At 61.4% G+C, this 15724-nt stretch carries 12 protein-coding genes and 3 pseudogenes; 4 read left to right on the forward strand and 11 right to left on the reverse strand.

The features are described from left to right. A partial coding sequence (locus BLT65_RS44175; protein ID WP_143036702.1) for a transposase occupies positions 1-231 on the reverse strand: 231 nt, incomplete at its 3' end. A gap of 184 nt (positions 232-415) precedes the next feature. After that, on the reverse strand, positions 416-709 hold the full coding sequence (locus BLT65_RS44180) for a hypothetical protein (protein WP_174485040.1): 294 nt from the start codon (positions 707-709) through the stop codon (positions 416-418). A gap of 163 nt (positions 710-872) precedes the next feature. On the opposite strand from BLT65_RS44180, the pseudogene BLT65_RS44185 reads away from it, so the two are divergent. Together BLT65_RS44185 and BLT65_RS44190 are read left to right on the forward strand one after the other, a co-directional pair. Then, positions 873-2122, forward strand: a pseudogene (locus BLT65_RS44185) (phophatidylserine decarboxylase associated domain-containing protein). Positions 2123-2217: 95 nt separating this feature from the next. After that, a complete protein-coding gene (locus BLT65_RS44190; protein ID WP_091790411.1) occupies positions 2218-2889 on the forward strand; it encodes a phasin family protein in 672 nt (223 codons plus the stop codon). A 202-nt stretch (positions 2890-3091) separates the two neighbouring features. Here the strand turns inward: BLT65_RS44190 and BLT65_RS44195 are convergent, their stop codons facing one another. The 5 genes and pseudogenes from BLT65_RS44195 to BLT65_RS44215 all read right to left on the reverse strand — a co-directional run bounded on the left by BLT65_RS44195 (position 3092) and on the right by BLT65_RS44215 (position 6982). Next, complete coding sequence (locus tag BLT65_RS44195; RefSeq protein WP_042305785.1) at positions 3092-3310, reverse strand: DUF2795 domain-containing protein; 219 nt, start codon at positions 3308-3310, stop codon at positions 3092-3094. A gap of 132 nt (positions 3311-3442) precedes the next feature. Beyond that, entirely contained in the window at positions 3443-3721 is a 279-nt protein-coding gene (locus BLT65_RS44200) for a hypothetical protein (protein ID WP_091790412.1), read from the reverse strand. A gap of 251 nt (positions 3722-3972) precedes the next feature. Next, positions 3973-4520: pseudogene (locus tag BLT65_RS44205) on the reverse strand (hypothetical protein). Positions 4521-4614: 94 nt separating this feature from the next. Next, positions 4615-5130, reverse strand: a pseudogene (locus tag BLT65_RS44210) (SDR family oxidoreductase); the annotation flags it as partial. A gap of 58 nt (positions 5131-5188) precedes the next feature. Continuing rightward, positions 5189-6982: a thiamine pyrophosphate-requiring protein gene (locus BLT65_RS44215; protein ID WP_091790413.1), complete on the reverse strand. Its 1794-nt coding sequence runs from the start codon at positions 6980-6982 to the stop codon at positions 5189-5191. Positions 6983-7312: 330 nt separating this feature from the next. Here BLT65_RS44215 and BLT65_RS48625 point away from each other — a divergent pair, with 330 nt between their 5' ends. Beyond that, a complete protein-coding gene (locus tag BLT65_RS48625) occupies positions 7313-7450 on the forward strand; it encodes a glycoside hydrolase family 15 protein (RefSeq protein ID WP_341865858.1) in 138 nt (45 codons plus the stop codon). A gap of 31 nt (positions 7451-7481) precedes the next feature. Here the strand turns inward: BLT65_RS48625 and BLT65_RS44225 are convergent, their stop codons facing one another. Both BLT65_RS44225 and BLT65_RS44230 read right to left on the reverse strand, forming a co-directional pair. After that, positions 7482-8840, reverse strand: a complete 1359-nt coding sequence (locus BLT65_RS44225) for an NRAMP family divalent metal transporter (RefSeq protein ID WP_244187068.1) — start codon at positions 8838-8840, stop codon at positions 7482-7484. Positions 8841-8935: 95 nt separating this feature from the next. Next, the gene (locus tag BLT65_RS44230; RefSeq protein WP_244187070.1) at positions 8936-9220 is read right to left on the reverse strand and encodes a hypothetical protein; all 285 of its coding nucleotides are present in this window, start codon (positions 9218-9220) and stop codon (positions 8936-8938) included. A 183-nt stretch (positions 9221-9403) separates the two neighbouring features. Here BLT65_RS44230 and BLT65_RS44235 point away from each other — a divergent pair, with 183 nt between their 5' ends. Next, positions 9404-10399: a YihY/virulence factor BrkB family protein gene (locus BLT65_RS44235; protein ID WP_091790425.1), complete on the forward strand. Its 996-nt coding sequence runs from the start codon at positions 9404-9406 to the stop codon at positions 10397-10399. Between the two features lie 129 nt (positions 10400-10528). Here BLT65_RS44235 and BLT65_RS44240 read toward each other — a convergent pair whose 3' ends face one another. Next, complete coding sequence (locus BLT65_RS44240) at positions 10529-13222, reverse strand: ATP-binding cassette domain-containing protein (protein WP_091790414.1); 2694 nt, start codon at positions 13220-13222, stop codon at positions 10529-10531. A 172-nt stretch (positions 13223-13394) separates the two neighbouring features. After that, positions 13395-15677, reverse strand: coding sequence for an FdhF/YdeP family oxidoreductase (locus BLT65_RS44245; protein WP_167306663.1), 2283 nt, complete (start codon positions 15675-15677; stop codon positions 13395-13397). Positions 15678-15724: the final 47 nt, after the last annotated feature.

Genomic DNA, 15724 nt, shown 5'->3' on the forward strand with positions numbered 1-15724 from the left:
CGCCTGCCAGTCCCGCAGACGGCGCCAGCAACTCATGCCGCTGCCGCAGCCCATCTCGCGCGGCAGCAGGTCCCAGCGCAGGCCCGTCTGCAGGATGAACAGGATGCCGGTGAGCACCGCGCGGTCATCCAGTGGTTTGCGTCCCGGATAGCGTGAACGGCGAGGTTTGGGTGGGGGCAGCAACGGTTCGATGAGTGCCCAAAGTTCGTCGTCGAGTATGGGTTTAGCCATGTCCTTTTCGTCGTCGAAACAATGAAAAGGTTAACAGGATTCATCGAGAGTAAACAGCCCCTTTGTTCATTCTGTTAAAGGTTCTAAAAGGGCAAATGCTCGTGCATGGGAAAGTAGACCAAGACCGCGCCCGGAGACCATGGTTAAGCCGCAGACGGTGAAGCAGCGGCGACTGTCCGTGGCTTTACTGGCTGGCGCCGGAGGGCACCGTGCTGGGCGTCGACGAGGGCGTGGCGGTAGCGGCCGCTTCGCTCGATGCCGTCGGTGTGTTCGCCGGGGCCGCACTGTCGCTCGCGCTCTGCGCAGCGGCGCTCTGTCCGGGCGCGCCGCTTACGCCCGCTGTGTTGGTCATCACGCCGCTGCTGGCGGAGCCCATCGTGTCACTGCTTTTCTCGTCGACCTTCTTGCAGGCGGCCATGCCGGACATGAGTGCCGTCGTCGCCAGTACGACGGACGCGTAACGTGTGATTGGTTGCATGTCGAAGTTCCCGTACTGAGAGGGGCCGACGCATCGACGCGGCGGCGGCTGATGTGAATATGTCACCCGTCAGCAACGTCCATTCCTCCCGACTGTGTATCGTTACGGGCGGGCCGGAATCTTGCGAACATGCGACGAACGACATCACGGAGCGAGGCATACGATGAGCGACAGGATGCGCACAACACGTCAGCGGCGGCGGCTCGGCGAATGGCTGCCTAACAGCGAAGAAGCAATCGCACGCTTCAGGCTCGACCTGGCGAAGCACGCGGGGGAGCGCCAGGGCCGTGTGCCGATGACACCCGTCGTCCACGATCTGTCGTTGCTGCTGAATGGCGACCCCCGTGTTGCGGATGGACCTGATCAACGCAATTGATGAGGCGCACGAGGCAGGCTTTCAGCTCGGTTACGCATCAATCGACGAACTGATGTGCATCGTCGATTACATGATTACGTACGCACCGCCGTTCAGCGAATCGAGTCTAATACATTGCCCGCTGAACGCGTTGCTCGACTGGCCGATGTGCATGCCGTCCGGCTACGCGCTGTTTCGCGATCCGGCGCTGAACGCACAACTCAGACGGGTGCTGACCTACTGGAGCGGGTTTCCGAGCGGGCCCTATTCGCGCACGCACCTGAATGCCGACGCGCCAGGCGGCTGGTTGAGCGCCGAGGCCGACGCGAAGATCGGCCTTTCGCAGTTCCTGTGCGACCCGAACGAAGCGTACTGGGGTTTCCCGTCGTGGAACGGCTTCTTCACGCATCAGTTCAGGCCCTGACGCACGGCCCGTCGCCGCGCCGCACGATCACAAGATAATCGTCAGCGCATGCGAGGCGTCGCCGTACAACCTTCAACATGACGTCAAGCTGCACTACGCATTCTGGATCAAATCGCAGCCTTACTCGTTGCAGGAAATCTTCTCGGCACGCGAAGCAGAAACGGCGCGGCAGTTCGTCGGTGGTTCGGTGTATCAGGCGTTTCTAAGCGCCTTCAACTATCACCGCTGGCATGCGCCCGTGGGCGGCCGCGTGACGCACGCCTACGTGGTGCCGGGCACCTATTACTCGGGTGCCGAGTCTGAAGGTGAGGATCCCGGGGGTCTTAACGATTCGCAAGGTTACACGACCGCCGTCGCGACGCGCGCGATCATCGTGATCGAGTGTGACGATGAGGCCATCGGTCCCGTCGCGTGCGTGTTCGTTGGCATGGCCGACGTGTCGTCGTGCATGATCGAGGCGCTCCCGGGGCAATGCGTTCGAAAGGGCGACGAGCTCGGTTACTTCCAGTATGGCGGCTCGACCTACTGTCTGATCTTCAGGCCGGACGTGATCGAGCGCTTCGTGCCGCAACCGCCATTTCACGACAACGGACCGCCCGTTCAGGTCAACGCGCACCTTGCCACGGCGCGTTGAGCGCCGACGTCCCGGTTCACCTGCAAGGATTGCCTGCAAAGGAGCACGACGCTGAAAATGAGAGGCGCCAATGAGGGCGACCCATCCGGCTGATCGTGGACGGCGACCCTGTGGCGGGCGAAACCCTTGAGGCGGGCGCGGAGATGAACATTGATGGCGAGATTGCCGCCGCCCGCCATCTGTCCGAGCATCTTCACCTGCTCGGACTTGAGACCTGGCACGCACGCAATGCCGGCGGAGTGTCCACAGGCTTGTCCATTTTTTCTGTGCGTAACCTTTGTCTATCCCTGAGGCGCCTTGGCGAACATCTGGTGACGGGAACGGCGCTTGCGAGGCGTTGCCGCAGTTGCGCGCCTTGCGCAGCGTTCACTGTTGAGAGGAGCGGTTCGATGATTTCCACCAACGCGTTTGCTACCAGTTCCCAGGCATTGAAGTTCAGCTTCTGTGCGATGGAAGGTGTGACCCGCGCGACGGCGCGATACCTCGAAGCGTTATCGGAACTGAATGGCGAGGTTTTGCGAGTGGCATTCGATGAGCACTCGGCGATCGTGGCACAGGCTCGATCTCCCGCCGAGATCACGACGTTGCAAATCGGCGCGCTAGGCGCAGCACCGCAGAAAGCGGTGTCCTACTGGCAACACGTCGGCACCATCGTGGTCGAAGCGTGTTCCGGAATAGCATTGGATATTCGCCACTGCTTCTCGCAAACTTCACCGCAGGGCCTCGAGTTTCTTGACTCACTAGTGAGTGGCGCTCGTAAAAGGTAGTGACCGTCTGGAGACGCGGCGCGTCACAACGGCCCTCGCATCGCGCTAGCTCCGAAGCCGCGCCGGACGGAACCTGATCAACTGCGCGGACTTCGAACCTGCACACGGAAACATGACCGGGTCGACGACGTGATTCACCGTGGAGAACACTCCGGGCAATCAGTGGCAGTGGCGGCGATCTTCCCGCACCGCCATACGCCGTTCAATCTTCGTTACCCACCGCCTTCGATACGTCGGCGAGACTTCCATATTGCTCGTCCGGCAATGCCGCTAGCGCTTCCATCACGTCCTCATCAGCGGCATTTTGCTTCGCCGTCTTCAGCAGATCGCGTTTGGATGCAGGATAGGAGGCACCCTTGAGCGCCTTTTGCACATCGACAGATTTGCGGATGTGCGAGTTTTCACGATTTGAAATTGACATCGGCCGATCCCCTCAAAATAGTCACCGGGAGCCCAGACAGCGCATGCGATGTTCCTGGCGATCGTCGATCAGGCGAACGATCAACGGGTTGAAAATCCGTCAAGTTGCAAAAGCCTGTGAGGCTGCACAGCTTCAACTGCCGCCCGATGCTGGCGTGGGAGCCGATGCCCCCATGGCGGCGCTCGACTTTTTGTGCGTCTTCTTGTGTGACGTGGTACCGGAGGGTGCCATGGTATTCGCCCCTGACGCACCCGACACGGTATTGGTCGAGCCCCCTGCGTTCGGCTTGCTCATGCCCGTGCCGCCCTGCCCGCCGGCAGCGCCTCCGCCACCCGCGCCTTGCGCGTAGACATTTCCTGCAATACCGATAAGCAGCGCTGAAATCAACATTCCTTTTGTCGAGCCTCGCATGGTCGTCTCCTGAAGCGCGGAGCGGTCGTTTGCACCGGAAGGTGTGAACCCGCGTTCAGCTAACCGCAAGCCCCATGCCTCAGGCATCGATAAGAAATGCCTGCGCTGACGCGCTCAACTGGCGGCTGTGCAGCCTCAAATGCTTCGTCGCCAGGGGTGTCCATGGCGCGTGCGAACGCCAGTCGAGTTACACCTGAGATCCTGCCCGTATGTTGACCGATCGCCCAGTCTCCGGAGAATGCCGAAAACCATCACGCGGCATCAACCCAACAGGCGATTTCGTCAATGTCCACTACCCGGCCGAAACGATTCCTGATACCACGCCCCCATGCGCAAATGGAAGCACCAGGCGTCAGGTACTCACGCAACGCTTCGCCAGCGTGCGGCGGCACGCGTAGCGACGTACCATCGTCGAGCACGGCGCCGCGCAACTCTCCTTTTGGCCCATGCAGCGATAGCGTCACCACTCCCTGAACTTCCATCGGCACAGGGGCACACGACAGCGTTTCAGGCCCGGACGCCCCGCTGTGTTGTGGTCCATCATCGATCAATGTTCTGCCATCGCTCGCCGTCAATGAGACGGCGGAGATCATGTCGACACCCCGTGGCTTTATGCCACGTATCCGGATACGATCGCCGACCTTGATGTGACGCGCCGCCCACGCTGATATGGGGAGGAAAGTGGACCTGACGTGCTTCCACGAAGTACGAGTCCATCGAGTTTTCCGTGCGGGTTCATGAGAAATCGATCAACGACACCGCGTGTTTCCGGCAGACAGTCTGGGTCAATCCAATGCATGTGATACTCCGTGGCGTGTGCCAAAGTTGATCGAAGCGCCGTCGAAACACCATGTGCCGCGCCCGTTCACTGCGATGTCACCAGGCCGAGGTCGTCAGGGTAAGTGGTTACCCCCCGTTACGCCGTAGATTTCACCCGTGACAAAGCTCGACTCCTGCGATGCCAGCACGACGTAGATCGGTGCAAGCTCGGCAGGCTGACCTGGACGCTTCATCGGGACTTCAGAGCCGAATTGCTCCACCTTCTCCTGCGGCTGGCCGCCGCTTGGCTGCAGCGGCGTCCAGACCGGACCCGGTGCCACGCCGTTGACGCGAATTCCGCGATCGATCACCTGCCTGGCAAGCGCATGCGTGAATGCGGTGATCGCAGCCTTGGTCGATGCGTAGTCGAGCAATCCGGGACTTGGCTGATAGCTCTGGATTGACGTCGTGTTGATGATCGTCGCACCCGGCGGCATGTGCGGCAAGGCTGCCTTGCAAAGCCAGAACATCGCAAACACATTCGTGCGGAACGTCGCTTCGAACTGCTCTGTGCTCAGGTCGGCAATGTGCTCGACGAAGTGCTGCTTGCCGGCAACGTTGACGAGAATGTCAAGTCCGCCGAGTTGCGCCCGGCTGCCATCGGCGCAAAACGCATACCATCTGTTCGACCGCGCGATGCCAAAGCGTCTAATCCTTGCCCCCTGGAATCACCGCGCCCAGTACCTGACGTGCCGTATTGGCGATCACGCTGCCTTCTTTCGGGTCGCCTTCCATCAAGGTCCGCGCAAATGCGCGTGCCTGCGCGAGCGTCACGTGCGGCGGCAGCGGCGGCACTTCAGGGTCCGACTTCACCTCGAGAACGATGGGTCGTTTCGCGGCCAGCGCGGTTTCCCATGCATCGGCTAACTGCTCGGGTTTGTCGACGTACAGGCCCGTCAAGCCGAGCATTTCCGCAAACCGGTGATACGGCACATTCGGCAACTTCTGCGACGCGTCGAACTTCGGGTCGCCTTCCATCACCCGCTGCTCCCACGTGACCTGATTCAGGTCTTCGTTGTTGAGCACCATGCAGATCCAGCGCGGATCAGCCCATTGTTTCCAGTACTTCGCGACGGTGATGAGTTCCGCCATGTTGTTCATCTGCATCGCGCCATCACCGACCATCGCGATCACGGGCCGCTCCGGGTGCGCGAACTTCGCGGCAATCGCATACGGCACGGCCGCGCCCATCGACGCCAGGCCGCCCGACAACGACGCCATCATGCCGCGCCGGATCTTCAGATCGCGCGCATACCAGTTCGCGCATGAGCCCGAGTCGCTCGTGAGGATGACGTTATCGGGCAGGCGCGGCGACAGTTCAGTGAAAGCGCGCTGCGGGTTCACGCCGTTGCTGCCGGGCTGATGCGCGCGTTCGTCGAGCGTCTCCCACCAGCGCGAAGTCCAGCGTTCGATTCGCGAGCGCCATGTATGGCTGTCCTTTTCAGTCAGCAGGGGCAGTAGCGCGCGCAACGTCGCCGCGCTGTCGCCGACGAGGTTCACTTCCATCGGGTAGCGCAGGCTCAGCATGTCGGCCTTGATGTCGATCTGCACGCCGCGCGCGTCGCCCTCCTTCGGCAGGAATTCCGAGTAGGGGAAGCCCGAGCCGATCATCAGCAGCGTGTCGCACGCATTCATCATTTCGTAGCTCGGCTTCGTGCCAAGCAAGCCAATCGATCCTGTCACCCACGGCAGATCGTCGGGCAGCACGGCTTTGCCGAGCAGCGCTTTCGCTACGCCCGCGCCGAGACGGTTTGCGACCGCGATGACTTCATCGGTAGCGTTCAAAGCCCCGGCGCCGACCAGGATTGCAACCTTATGCCCGGCGTTGAGCACGTCGGCTGCGCGTTGCAGATCGTCTTGTGTGGGAATTACGGTCGGCTGCGAGTAGCCGACACCGGAATGCGCGGTGCCGTGCTTGCGCGCGGGCGGTTCGTATTCGAGGTCCTGCAAATCGTTGGGCAGAATCAGCACCGTCACACGCCGTTCCGACAGCGCGATGCGGATCGCGCGATCGACGAGGTGACGCACCTGAGCGGGCACGCTTGCCTGCTGCACATAGGCGCCCGCCACGTCCTTGAACATCGCAGCGAGATCGAGCTCCTGCTGATAGTGAGACCCAAGTGCTGCGCGCGCCTGCTGACCGACGATAGCGAGCACGGGCATATGATCCATGCGCGCATCGTAGAGGCCAGTAATCAGATGCGAAGCACCCGGCCCCGAAGTCGCGATGCAGACACCGAGTTCGCCCGTAAACTTTGCGTGGGCGCTCGCCATGAACGCCGCCATTTCCTCGTGCCGCGCCTGCACGAATTCGATCTTCCCATCCGCACGATTCAACGCTCCGAACACACCGTTGATGCCATCGCCGGGATAACCGTACATCCGCTTGACGCCCCAATGATGCAGCCTCTCGACAATGAAGTCGCCTACTGTGGTTGACATGAAAGTCTCCCGTAAAAGAACCGGATTGCCATTTCGTCGGTGAGCAATCAGCGCGCCCCGTCGCCGACTAAATCAGGCTGTAAGGCACATCCATTGCTCCCTCTCTCTGCTTAAGGATGCAACGGCGTATACGCAATCCTGGGCGCGACGGTGTGGCCGCTACGGCAAGTTCGGCGCTGGACCGTGCGCTCTGGGATCCGCGTGCGAAGCGCCTTGGTTTGTCTCTCGTCACTGCGCCAGGCCAGGTGCGCGACAGCATGCAGCCTGTGGCTCGCGCAGGTGCGTCACCTTCAGGGACGCCGCGATGAAGCGCACGAACTTTTCGAGCGCGTGTTGGCCCTGCGAAATGACCTCGGCTTTTTCACGGAGGAATATGACAGGCGCCTGCAACGCCTCTGCGGAAACTTTTCTCAGAAGCTGTCGCACGTTGCGTTGATCAATGCGGCGCGGGTTCTCGGAAAATCATGACGGTGCATCTGCCGTTACAGATAGAGAGGTATCACGCGGCACCGCTTTTCCATTCGGACCACTCGAGCACGAACAGCGACACGAGTGCGGCTGCCGCACACACGGTGGCAAGCCAGCACAGGCCTCGAAGCACCCAGTGAGCACTCAGATCGCCCACGGCCGAATGCTTCGTGCTCAACAGCACCAGCATGAACATGACGGGGGTTGCTGTGGAGCCGTTCAACACCGCGCTCCAATACATCAGCCGTAGCGGTTCCACATGTGCAGAAGTCAGCACTACGCCGAGGGCACCGCCGAACAGCATCACGACGAGCAATGCGAGCGAGATTCGCCGGTCGGTGAGCGCCTTGTCCCTGCTTTCGACGATACCTGCGACTGCGTGTGCCGCCGAACCTGCCAGAGGCGGTAAAGCTAGCAACGCCGTTCCAATGAATGCGAGCGCCAGCACCTGCGGAGCGTATCGATACGCGACAGGTTCCAGTACGTTTGCTGCGCCGTCTATATCCGTCAGACCTCGACCATAGGCGTAGAGTGTTGCGGCCGCCCCGGCCATGATGAAGAACCCAACAGCGTTGGATAGTGCGGTTCGAATCAGCGTGTCCTTTCGGGTCTTGCGAGATTGCTGCCCGAGCAGGCGGTTATGTTCCGCAGACGGTTTGTGTTCGGGGTCGAGCCGCAACTCTTCCAGTTGCTGCGTCGCCTGCGAGAAAATCAGGTACGGGCTGATCGTCGTGCCCAGCACCGCCAGTAGCATTGAGAAGTAGTGTTCTTGCCAGTGAAGATGCGGCACGAGCGCTGCCGATAACAGAACGTGCCAGGGGATGCGCATCACGATCACGACGCCGGCATATGCAAAGAGCGACAACGTCAGCCATTTCAACGCATTGGCATATCGAGGATAGGGCAACGTAAACTGAAGCGCTACCGACAACAGCGTCGCCACGCCCGCGAATACCGCTACGGAACCATGCCACAGGAAATGTGCTGCCACGCCCATCGCAACCGTGTCTGCCGCAACATTGAGCACGTTGGCAATCAAAAATCGAGCAACTGCAAGATAAAAGAACGCACGCGGGTAGTGCTCACGCATGTTGCTGGTCAGACCTTGGCCCGTCAGCACGGCAATGCGTGATGAGACCAGTTGAAACGCGACCATTGATGGATATGACAGCGCGCACAACCAGGCCAAATCCAAGCCGAACTGCGCACCAGCGAGCGAATAGGTCGCAATGCCACTCGGGTCATTGTCGCTTCCCGTCGACGCCAGCCCCGGTCCCAGATCTGCCGCCCACGAGTGAGCCACCGGTGGGTCATTGGTTTTCTCGTCCTTCCTTAGTCGGCTGATTATCACGTGGTGCCCATAACTCGAGCGATGCTGTGGGTCAATCATTTGCAGTCAGTGGCGCGTCGGCCTGCCCAATCCCTCGCACGCCATTTCATTCACCTGCGTCCGCAGGAGGTTCCTCCGCTAGCCAGTCGTGCACTTCAGTGCCGGACGCTAAACGTCGGAGAATCGATCCATGCTTCCAGCCAGGATCGCCAGATTCTCCACTGCGCGTCGTCCATGACGAACTCTTCGTAGCTGGACCCAGAAGGAGACTCATTAATCAGGACATAGGCGACGCGCCGACCGGTCCAATACGCAACCAGTTCATCGGTGAGGTCTGCCGTCGTTCCTACGCCATGATCTCGAAGTACGGCACCGACCTTTGCTTCAAACCCTTGACGCGTCATCGCCATCATCGTCCCCTCTACATTGAGCAGCGACACGCGGACGCCGCTGTCGCGATTCCCCCACGACCTGTGGCAAGCACGGATTGAGCCTGATTTGTCAACCGCTCAGATGCACGAGGCTCGGTTGCTGCCTGGCCTTATCTGTCAGGCTTGCAGGTGCTTGCGGCACACCCGTTGCTGCGGATCGATCGTCTCGACCGACGTTTGCAGGAGTTCAATATGCGACCGACAAGCGTTCTAAAGCCGCCGCAGCATTCCCGGCCGAGGCCGCACGGGGTCAAGGGCGTCGTGGCGTTCGTAAAAGATGTCGCAGGCCGCTTTTCCAGCGACCGCTGTACGATGATGGGGGCGAGCGTTGCTTTTTATTCCGCGTTCTCGCTCGCGCCCACACTGTTGATCGTGCTAGCAGTCATCGGCTGGTTTTTTGGACGCGATGCCGCGCAGGGGAAGCTCTTCCACCAGATCAAGGGCATTCTCGGTGCGGATGCAGCAAGCGCAATACAGGCGATCGTCGAACATGCACATTACTCGGGCAACGGCGGCATTGCCGCGTTGATATCCATTGCGTTGCTTGTGGTTGGCGCATCCGCAACGTTCTCGTCGCTCAACACGGCACTCGACGTCGTGTTCCAGGCCAATTCCCCGAAAGGCATCGCGGGCGTCGCGTTTCTGTTGCGTGCGCGTCTCGTATCGCTGGGTCTTGTGATGGGGCTTGCGTTCCTGCTCGTGGTTTCGCTCGTCCTCGACGCTGCCGTTCAGACGGTGGGGAACGCCCTCTTTGGCAGCATGGCGCTCACTGTCTTTGCGGAGGTAGCGCAGACGCTATTCGGTCTGGTGATACTGACCGTTGGACTGGGCGCTCTGATCAAATGGCTGCCGGACACACACGTCGCGATCCGGCCCGCGTTGATCGGCGGACTCATCGCGGCGGTACTCTTCACGGTGGGCCGTCATCTCTTCAGTTTTTATCTGGCACATGCAGGCACGGCTGGCTCTTTCGGTGCGGCCGGCTCGCTCGCGGTGCTGATGATGTGGCTGTACTTCTGCGCTGCCGTTTTCCTGCTGGGCTCGGAGGTGGTCGCCGTGATAAGCGGTACACCTTCTCGTGACGACAGCGACGCAGATGCGCAGGAGCCTGGTGCCGGCGGCCCGACGCAAGGCCTTTGGAAAACTCGAGCGGCTCGCAGATCGTCGACATCGCGTCCTCAAAAATAGCGTGGACGGCGCTCCCTGATTGCCTCTCTCCTGTACCCGCCCATTTGCAGAACGCCGGCCTCGCTGGTGTAGCGGTAAATTGAGCGTTCGCCGACCGGACAGTCCACGTGAAGCAAACATAGAGGCTGGTCACGGTCCGCTTGTTTCTGAAAACTGTTGCCGCAGATACCGCGCTGTGTGACTTTCATTCGCGCGCGCAACGTCGACGGGTGTACCGCTCGCCACGATGGTCCCGCCCGCGTCTCCGGCTCCCGGGCCAACGTCGATGACCCAATCGCTTTGCGCAGCCACCCGCATGTCGTGCTCGACCACCACCACCGTATTGCCCGCGTCGACCAGTCCTTGCAGCTGTATCAGCAGCCGTTCGACATCGGCCGGATGGAGCCCCGTAGTCGGCTCATCGAGGATGTACAACGTGTCTCCCCGCTGCACGCGTTGCAGTTCGGTAGCGAGCTTGATGCGCTGCGCTTCGCCGCCGGAAAGCTCGGTGGCCGGCTGGCCGAGTCGCAGGTAGCCGAGACCGATGTCGCGCAGTGCGTTTAGCGCGCGCATGACGCTGGCTTCGTCGGCGAAGAAACTGCACGCGGCGTCGACGGTCAGGTTCAGCACTTCGGCAATGTTCTTGCCTTGCCAGACGACTTCCAGTGTGGACGTGTTGTAACGGGTGCCGTGGCAGGTCGCGCATGGCGCATACACGCTCGGCAGGAACAGGAGCTCGACGCTGACGAACCCTTCGCCCTCGCACGTCGGGCACCGGCCTTGCGCGACGTTGAACGAGAAGCGGCCCGCGCTGTAGCGACGCTTGCGCGCGGCGTGTGTGTCTGCGAACAGCTTGCGCACGTGGTCGAAAAGCCCCGTGTAGGTCGCGAGGTTCGAGCGCGGCGTACGCCCAATCGGTTTCTGGTCGACGCGCACGAGTCGCCTGATTGCCTCCATCCCCTCGGCGATGTGGCCGCTCGTCGGCGCCGACTTGCTGGCGAGCAGCGGGTCCTGTTCTTCATCGTCCGGGCTTTCGATGATTTTTCCCAGCCGGCTCGCGACCAGTTCCGGCAACGCCTGACTGACGAGGCTCGATTTGCCCGAGCCCGATACGCCCGTCACCGTCGTCAGACAGCCGAGCGGAAACGCGACATTCAGCCCATGCAGATTGTTGCGAGTGATATTGGCAACCCGCAGCCAGCCCGCGGCACCGCGAGGCGTGCGATCAACCCGCACGGCCGGGGCGAACAGATGTCGACGCGTCTGTGATGCGTCGACATCCGCGAGTCCCGCAGGCGGTCCGCTATACACCACATGTCCGCCCGCCTCACCGGCGGCCGGACCGACGTCGACCAGCCAGTCGGCACGTCGCATCATCTGCAGATCATGCTCGACGACAAACAGCGAATTGCCGGCTTGCTTGAGTTGTTGCAGCGCGCTGAAGAGCGCTTCGCCATCGGCGGGGTGCAAGCCTGCCGATGGCTCGTCGAGCACATACACGACACCAAAGAGCTGCGACGACAATTGCGTGGCGAGCCGCAGGCGCTGCAACTCACCCGACGACAACGTGGGCGTACTGCGCTCGATCGCGAGATAACCCAGGCCGAGATTAATCAGAGGCGCCAGGCGTTCCAGCAATTCATCAGCAATGCGTTGCGCGGCGAGGCGTTTCTCTTCGGACAGATTCGGCGTGCGCCGCACATCGGGCGAAGCTTTGTGCGCCGAACCACCAGCAGCGACACGCTTGTCGACGGCATCACGCATGGCGCTCCTGCTGAGCACGGTACCCTTGCTGGAGCTTCTGCCGGTCGCCGTCGTGTCTCGCTCCAGCCACTCGCCGCGCGCGATCGGTTCGAGCATCGCGGCGAGTCCTGAGAGCGGCAACTGCGACAGTTCTGCAATGTCCAGCCCGGCGAATTTCACCGAAAGCGCTTCCTTCTTGAGCCGTTTTCCGTGGCAATCCGGGCAGTCGTTTCCGACCATGTACTGCGATACGCGCTTCTTCATCAGCGCGCTTTGGGTGTGTGCAAAGGTGTGCAGCACGTAACGGCGCGCACCCGTGAACGTGCCCTGGTAGCTTGGCTCGTCCTTGCGCTTGAGCGCGGCGCGCGTCTCTTTGGGCGTGAGTCCCGCGTAGACAGGCACTGTCGGCTGCTCGTCGGTGAAGAGAATCCAGTCGCGATCTTTTTTCGGCAATTCGCGCCACGGGGTGTCGACGTCGTAGCCGAGTGTCACCAGGATGTCGCGCAGGTTCTGTCCGTGCCATGCTGGCGGCCACGCGGCGATCGCACGCTCACGGATGGTCAATGTGTCGTCGGGCACCATTGATTTCTCGGTGACCTCATACACGCGTCCCAGTCCATGGCATGTCGGGCATGCACCCTGAACCGTATTGCGAGAGAAGTCTTCGGCGAACAGCATCGGCTGCTTCGGCGGATAGGTTCCGGTGCGCGAATACAGCATGCGCACGAGACTCGACAGCGTGGTGACGCTGCCCACCGATGATCGCGCACCGGGCGTGCCACGTTGCTGTTGCAGGGCGACGGCGGGCGGCAGCCCTTCGATTGCGTCGACTTCGGGCACGCCGACCTGTTCGATCAGGCGCCTCGCATATGGCGCAACCGATTCGAAATAGCGCCTCTGCGCCTCAGCGTACAGCGTGCCGAATGCCAGCGACGATTTGCCCGAGCCGGATACGCCAGTGAAAACGACGAGCGCATCTCGCGGGATCTGTACGTCGATGTTTTTCAGGTTGTGCTCGCGGGCGCCGCGCACGCGTACGAAACCGGTGCGGGCGTCGGCGGGATCTGGCGGCAAGTGGGGCTTGCGGCGGATGTCATCCATATCGGTTCATCGTGAGGTGCGCAATCGGCAGGTTGTGCGAATGTCCCCCGGACGCGCACTGACCATGCCAGGTCACCCACGATGCTATCGCATGCGAGCGTTGCGCATGCACAGGGAAGCCACCGCCCAATGCAAACGGCGCTTGGCTCCTTCAAACTTCTCCCAACGCCGCTTACCGCACGATCCGCACTGGGATCGACTTGGCGGCTGGCACCTTGCTCTCTTTCGCATGATGCGAGAGGGGAATCAGTGGATTGCACTCCGGGAAATAACCCCCAATACTGCCCTCAGGCAGATCGAAACTCACTACCCTGAAGCCATCCACCTGCCGCTTCATTCCATCCGGCGAGACCGCTGCGAGCGATATCGACATACCCGCTTCGAGCCCTTGACGCGCGATGTCCGCGGGATTCATCAACACGACCATCCGCGTACCGCTGATGCCGCGAAACCGGTCGTCAAGCCGATAGATCGTCGTGTTGAACTGACTGTCGCTGCGCAGCGTGAACAGACGTAAATCGGTGAGGCTGCGCTCCGGCATGTCGGGGTCTTCGTTCAACGTCTCGGGTACAAGAAACTCCGCCTTGCCGCTCTTCGTTTGCCATTTCCGTGCGCGCGCCGGCAACGGGCGGTGAAAGCCGCCAGGCGTCCACAACCGCGCGTTGAAGTCGTGAAAGATGTCGGGATAGGTTTGAGCAATTGCATCGCGGATCAGCGCATAGTCGTTGCTCCATGCTTCCCAGTCGACCGATGACTGATCGAGCGTCGCCATCGCGATGCCCGCCACGATGGCCTGTTCAGACAGCAGACGGTCGCTTGCCGGCAACGCGACACCGCGCGAACCATGCATGCAACCCGTGCTGTCCTCCATCGAAACCGCCTGCGGCTTGCCGAGGCGCGTGTCGACCTCGATGCGGCTGAGGCACGGCAGCAGATAGGACACTTCGCCATGCACGAGATGACTTCGATTGAGCTTGGTCGCCACGTGCACGGTCAGACGCAGCTTGCGCCACGCCGGCTCGATCGCGTAACGGTCGGGAACCGACCTGACGAGATTGCCGCCAAGCTGCATCACCGCCCGCACGCGACCGTCGATCACACCCTTGCACGCATCGACAGTCGCCATGCCTTCATGGCGCGGCGGGTCGAAATGGTATTGCTCAGCGAGCCTGTCGAGCGGCGCAAGCGAAGGCTTTTCCGTGATGCCGACCGTGCGCTGGCCTTGCACGTTCGAATGTCCGCGAATCGGCGATGGACCCGCGCCAGGCTTGCCGATATTGCCGCGCAAAAGCAGGAGGTTCACGATCATCCGCACGTTCTGCACGCCCATCCGATGTTGCGTGAGCCCCATGCCAAAGTGCGCAATTACGGCCTTGGCTCGCATGTACTCGTCGGCGGCTGCCGTCATCGCTTGCCGAGGCAGGCCGCTCGCCCGTTCCAGTTCTTCCCAGCTGATGCTGCGGACGTACGCGGCAAACGCATCGAAGCCTGTCGTGTGCTCTGCGATGAAAGACACATCGATAATGCGAGCGCCGCCTTCCGACTGTGCGCGGTCGTCTGCTTCGATCACCGCCTTGCAAATGCCGGCAATCGCGGCGGAATCACCGCCCGCCTTCACCTGGTGGTATTGCGTGCTGATCTGTGTAGCGCCTGGCTTGAGCATCTGCAACGGCGATTGGGGATTCACGAAGCTCACGAGCCCCGGCTCGCGTATCGGATTGAAAGTGATGATCGGCACACCGCGCTCGCGCGCCGCCTGCAGGTCGTGCAGCATGCGCGGACTGTTGGTGCCGACGTTCTGGCCAAAGAAGAACATCAGATCGGTGTGGGTGAAATCGTCGAGCGTGATGGTCCCGACGCCGACGCCAATTGCCTCTTTCAGGCCGACGCTCGTGCTCTCGTGGCACATGTTCGAACTGTCGGGCAGATTGTTGGTGCCGTACATGCGCGCGAGAAGCTGATACATGTACGACGTCTCGAGCGACGCACGCCCCGACGTATAGAACACGACGGAATCGGGATCGAGCGCCCGCAATTCGCGGCCTATCTCGCCAAAGGCATGCTCCCAGGTGGTTTCGACGTATCTGTCGGTGGCGGCGTCCCAACGCATCGGCGCGCAAAGTCGCCCCGCTTCTTCGAGATCGTGGTCGTGCCACGCTTCTAGTTCGCTCACGGTATGCGAGGCAAAAAATTCCGGCTCGACGCGGCGCGACGTCGTATCCCACGCCGTCGCCTTGGCGCCGCTTTCGCAGAACTCGAACGGATGCGGGTGTGCAGGTTTGGCCCACGAACAGCCGACGCACATGAAGCCGCCGGGCTTGTTCTGATGAACGAGCACGCGGCTCGTCGTAACGGGCGCACGCTCGTGCACAAGGGCGCTTGCCACAGCCTTGACGGAACCCCAGCCTCCGCTTGCTTGCTGATAGGCATCTGATTTCTTATGGGCGGTGCTCATCATGCACTCCATGAATTTCGTGGAGACGATGCAAGCATCCGCCGTGC

It is taken from the genome of Paraburkholderia steynii (assembly GCF_900100565.1).
GTDB lineage: Bacteria > Pseudomonadota > Gammaproteobacteria > Burkholderiales > Burkholderiaceae > Paraburkholderia > Paraburkholderia terrae.

What these genes read in the sequence shown, in the direction of transcription:
- BLT65_RS44225 (WP_244187068.1), bottom strand. Translation starts at nt 8,840, where the DNA reads ATGATTGACCCACAGCATCGCTCGAGTTATGGGCACCACGTGATAATC.
- BLT65_RS44240 (WP_091790414.1), bottom strand. Translation starts at nt 13,222, where the DNA reads ATGGATGACATCCGCCGCAAGCCCCACTTGCCGCCAGATCCCGCCGAC.
- BLT65_RS44215 (WP_091790413.1), bottom strand. Translation starts at nt 6,982, where the DNA reads ATGTCAACCACAGTAGGCGACTTCATTGTCGAGAGGCTGCATCATTGG.
- BLT65_RS44235 (WP_091790425.1), top strand. Translation starts at nt 9,404, where the DNA reads ATGCGACCGACAAGCGTTCTAAAGCCGCCGCAGCATTCCCGGCCGAGG.
- BLT65_RS44195 (WP_042305785.1), bottom strand. Translation starts at nt 3,310, where the DNA reads ATGTCAATTTCAAATCGTGAAAACTCGCACATCCGCAAATCTGTCGAT.
- BLT65_RS44245 (WP_167306663.1), bottom strand. Translation starts at nt 15,677, where the DNA reads ATGAGCACCGCCCATAAGAAATCAGATGCCTATCAGCAAGCAAGCGGA.
- BLT65_RS44200 (WP_091790412.1), bottom strand. Translation starts at nt 3,721, where the DNA reads ATGCGAGGCTCGACAAAAGGAATGTTGATTTCAGCGCTGCTTATCGGT.
- BLT65_RS44180 (WP_174485040.1), bottom strand. Translation starts at nt 709, where the DNA reads ATGCAACCAATCACACGTTACGCGTCCGTCGTACTGGCGACGACGGCA.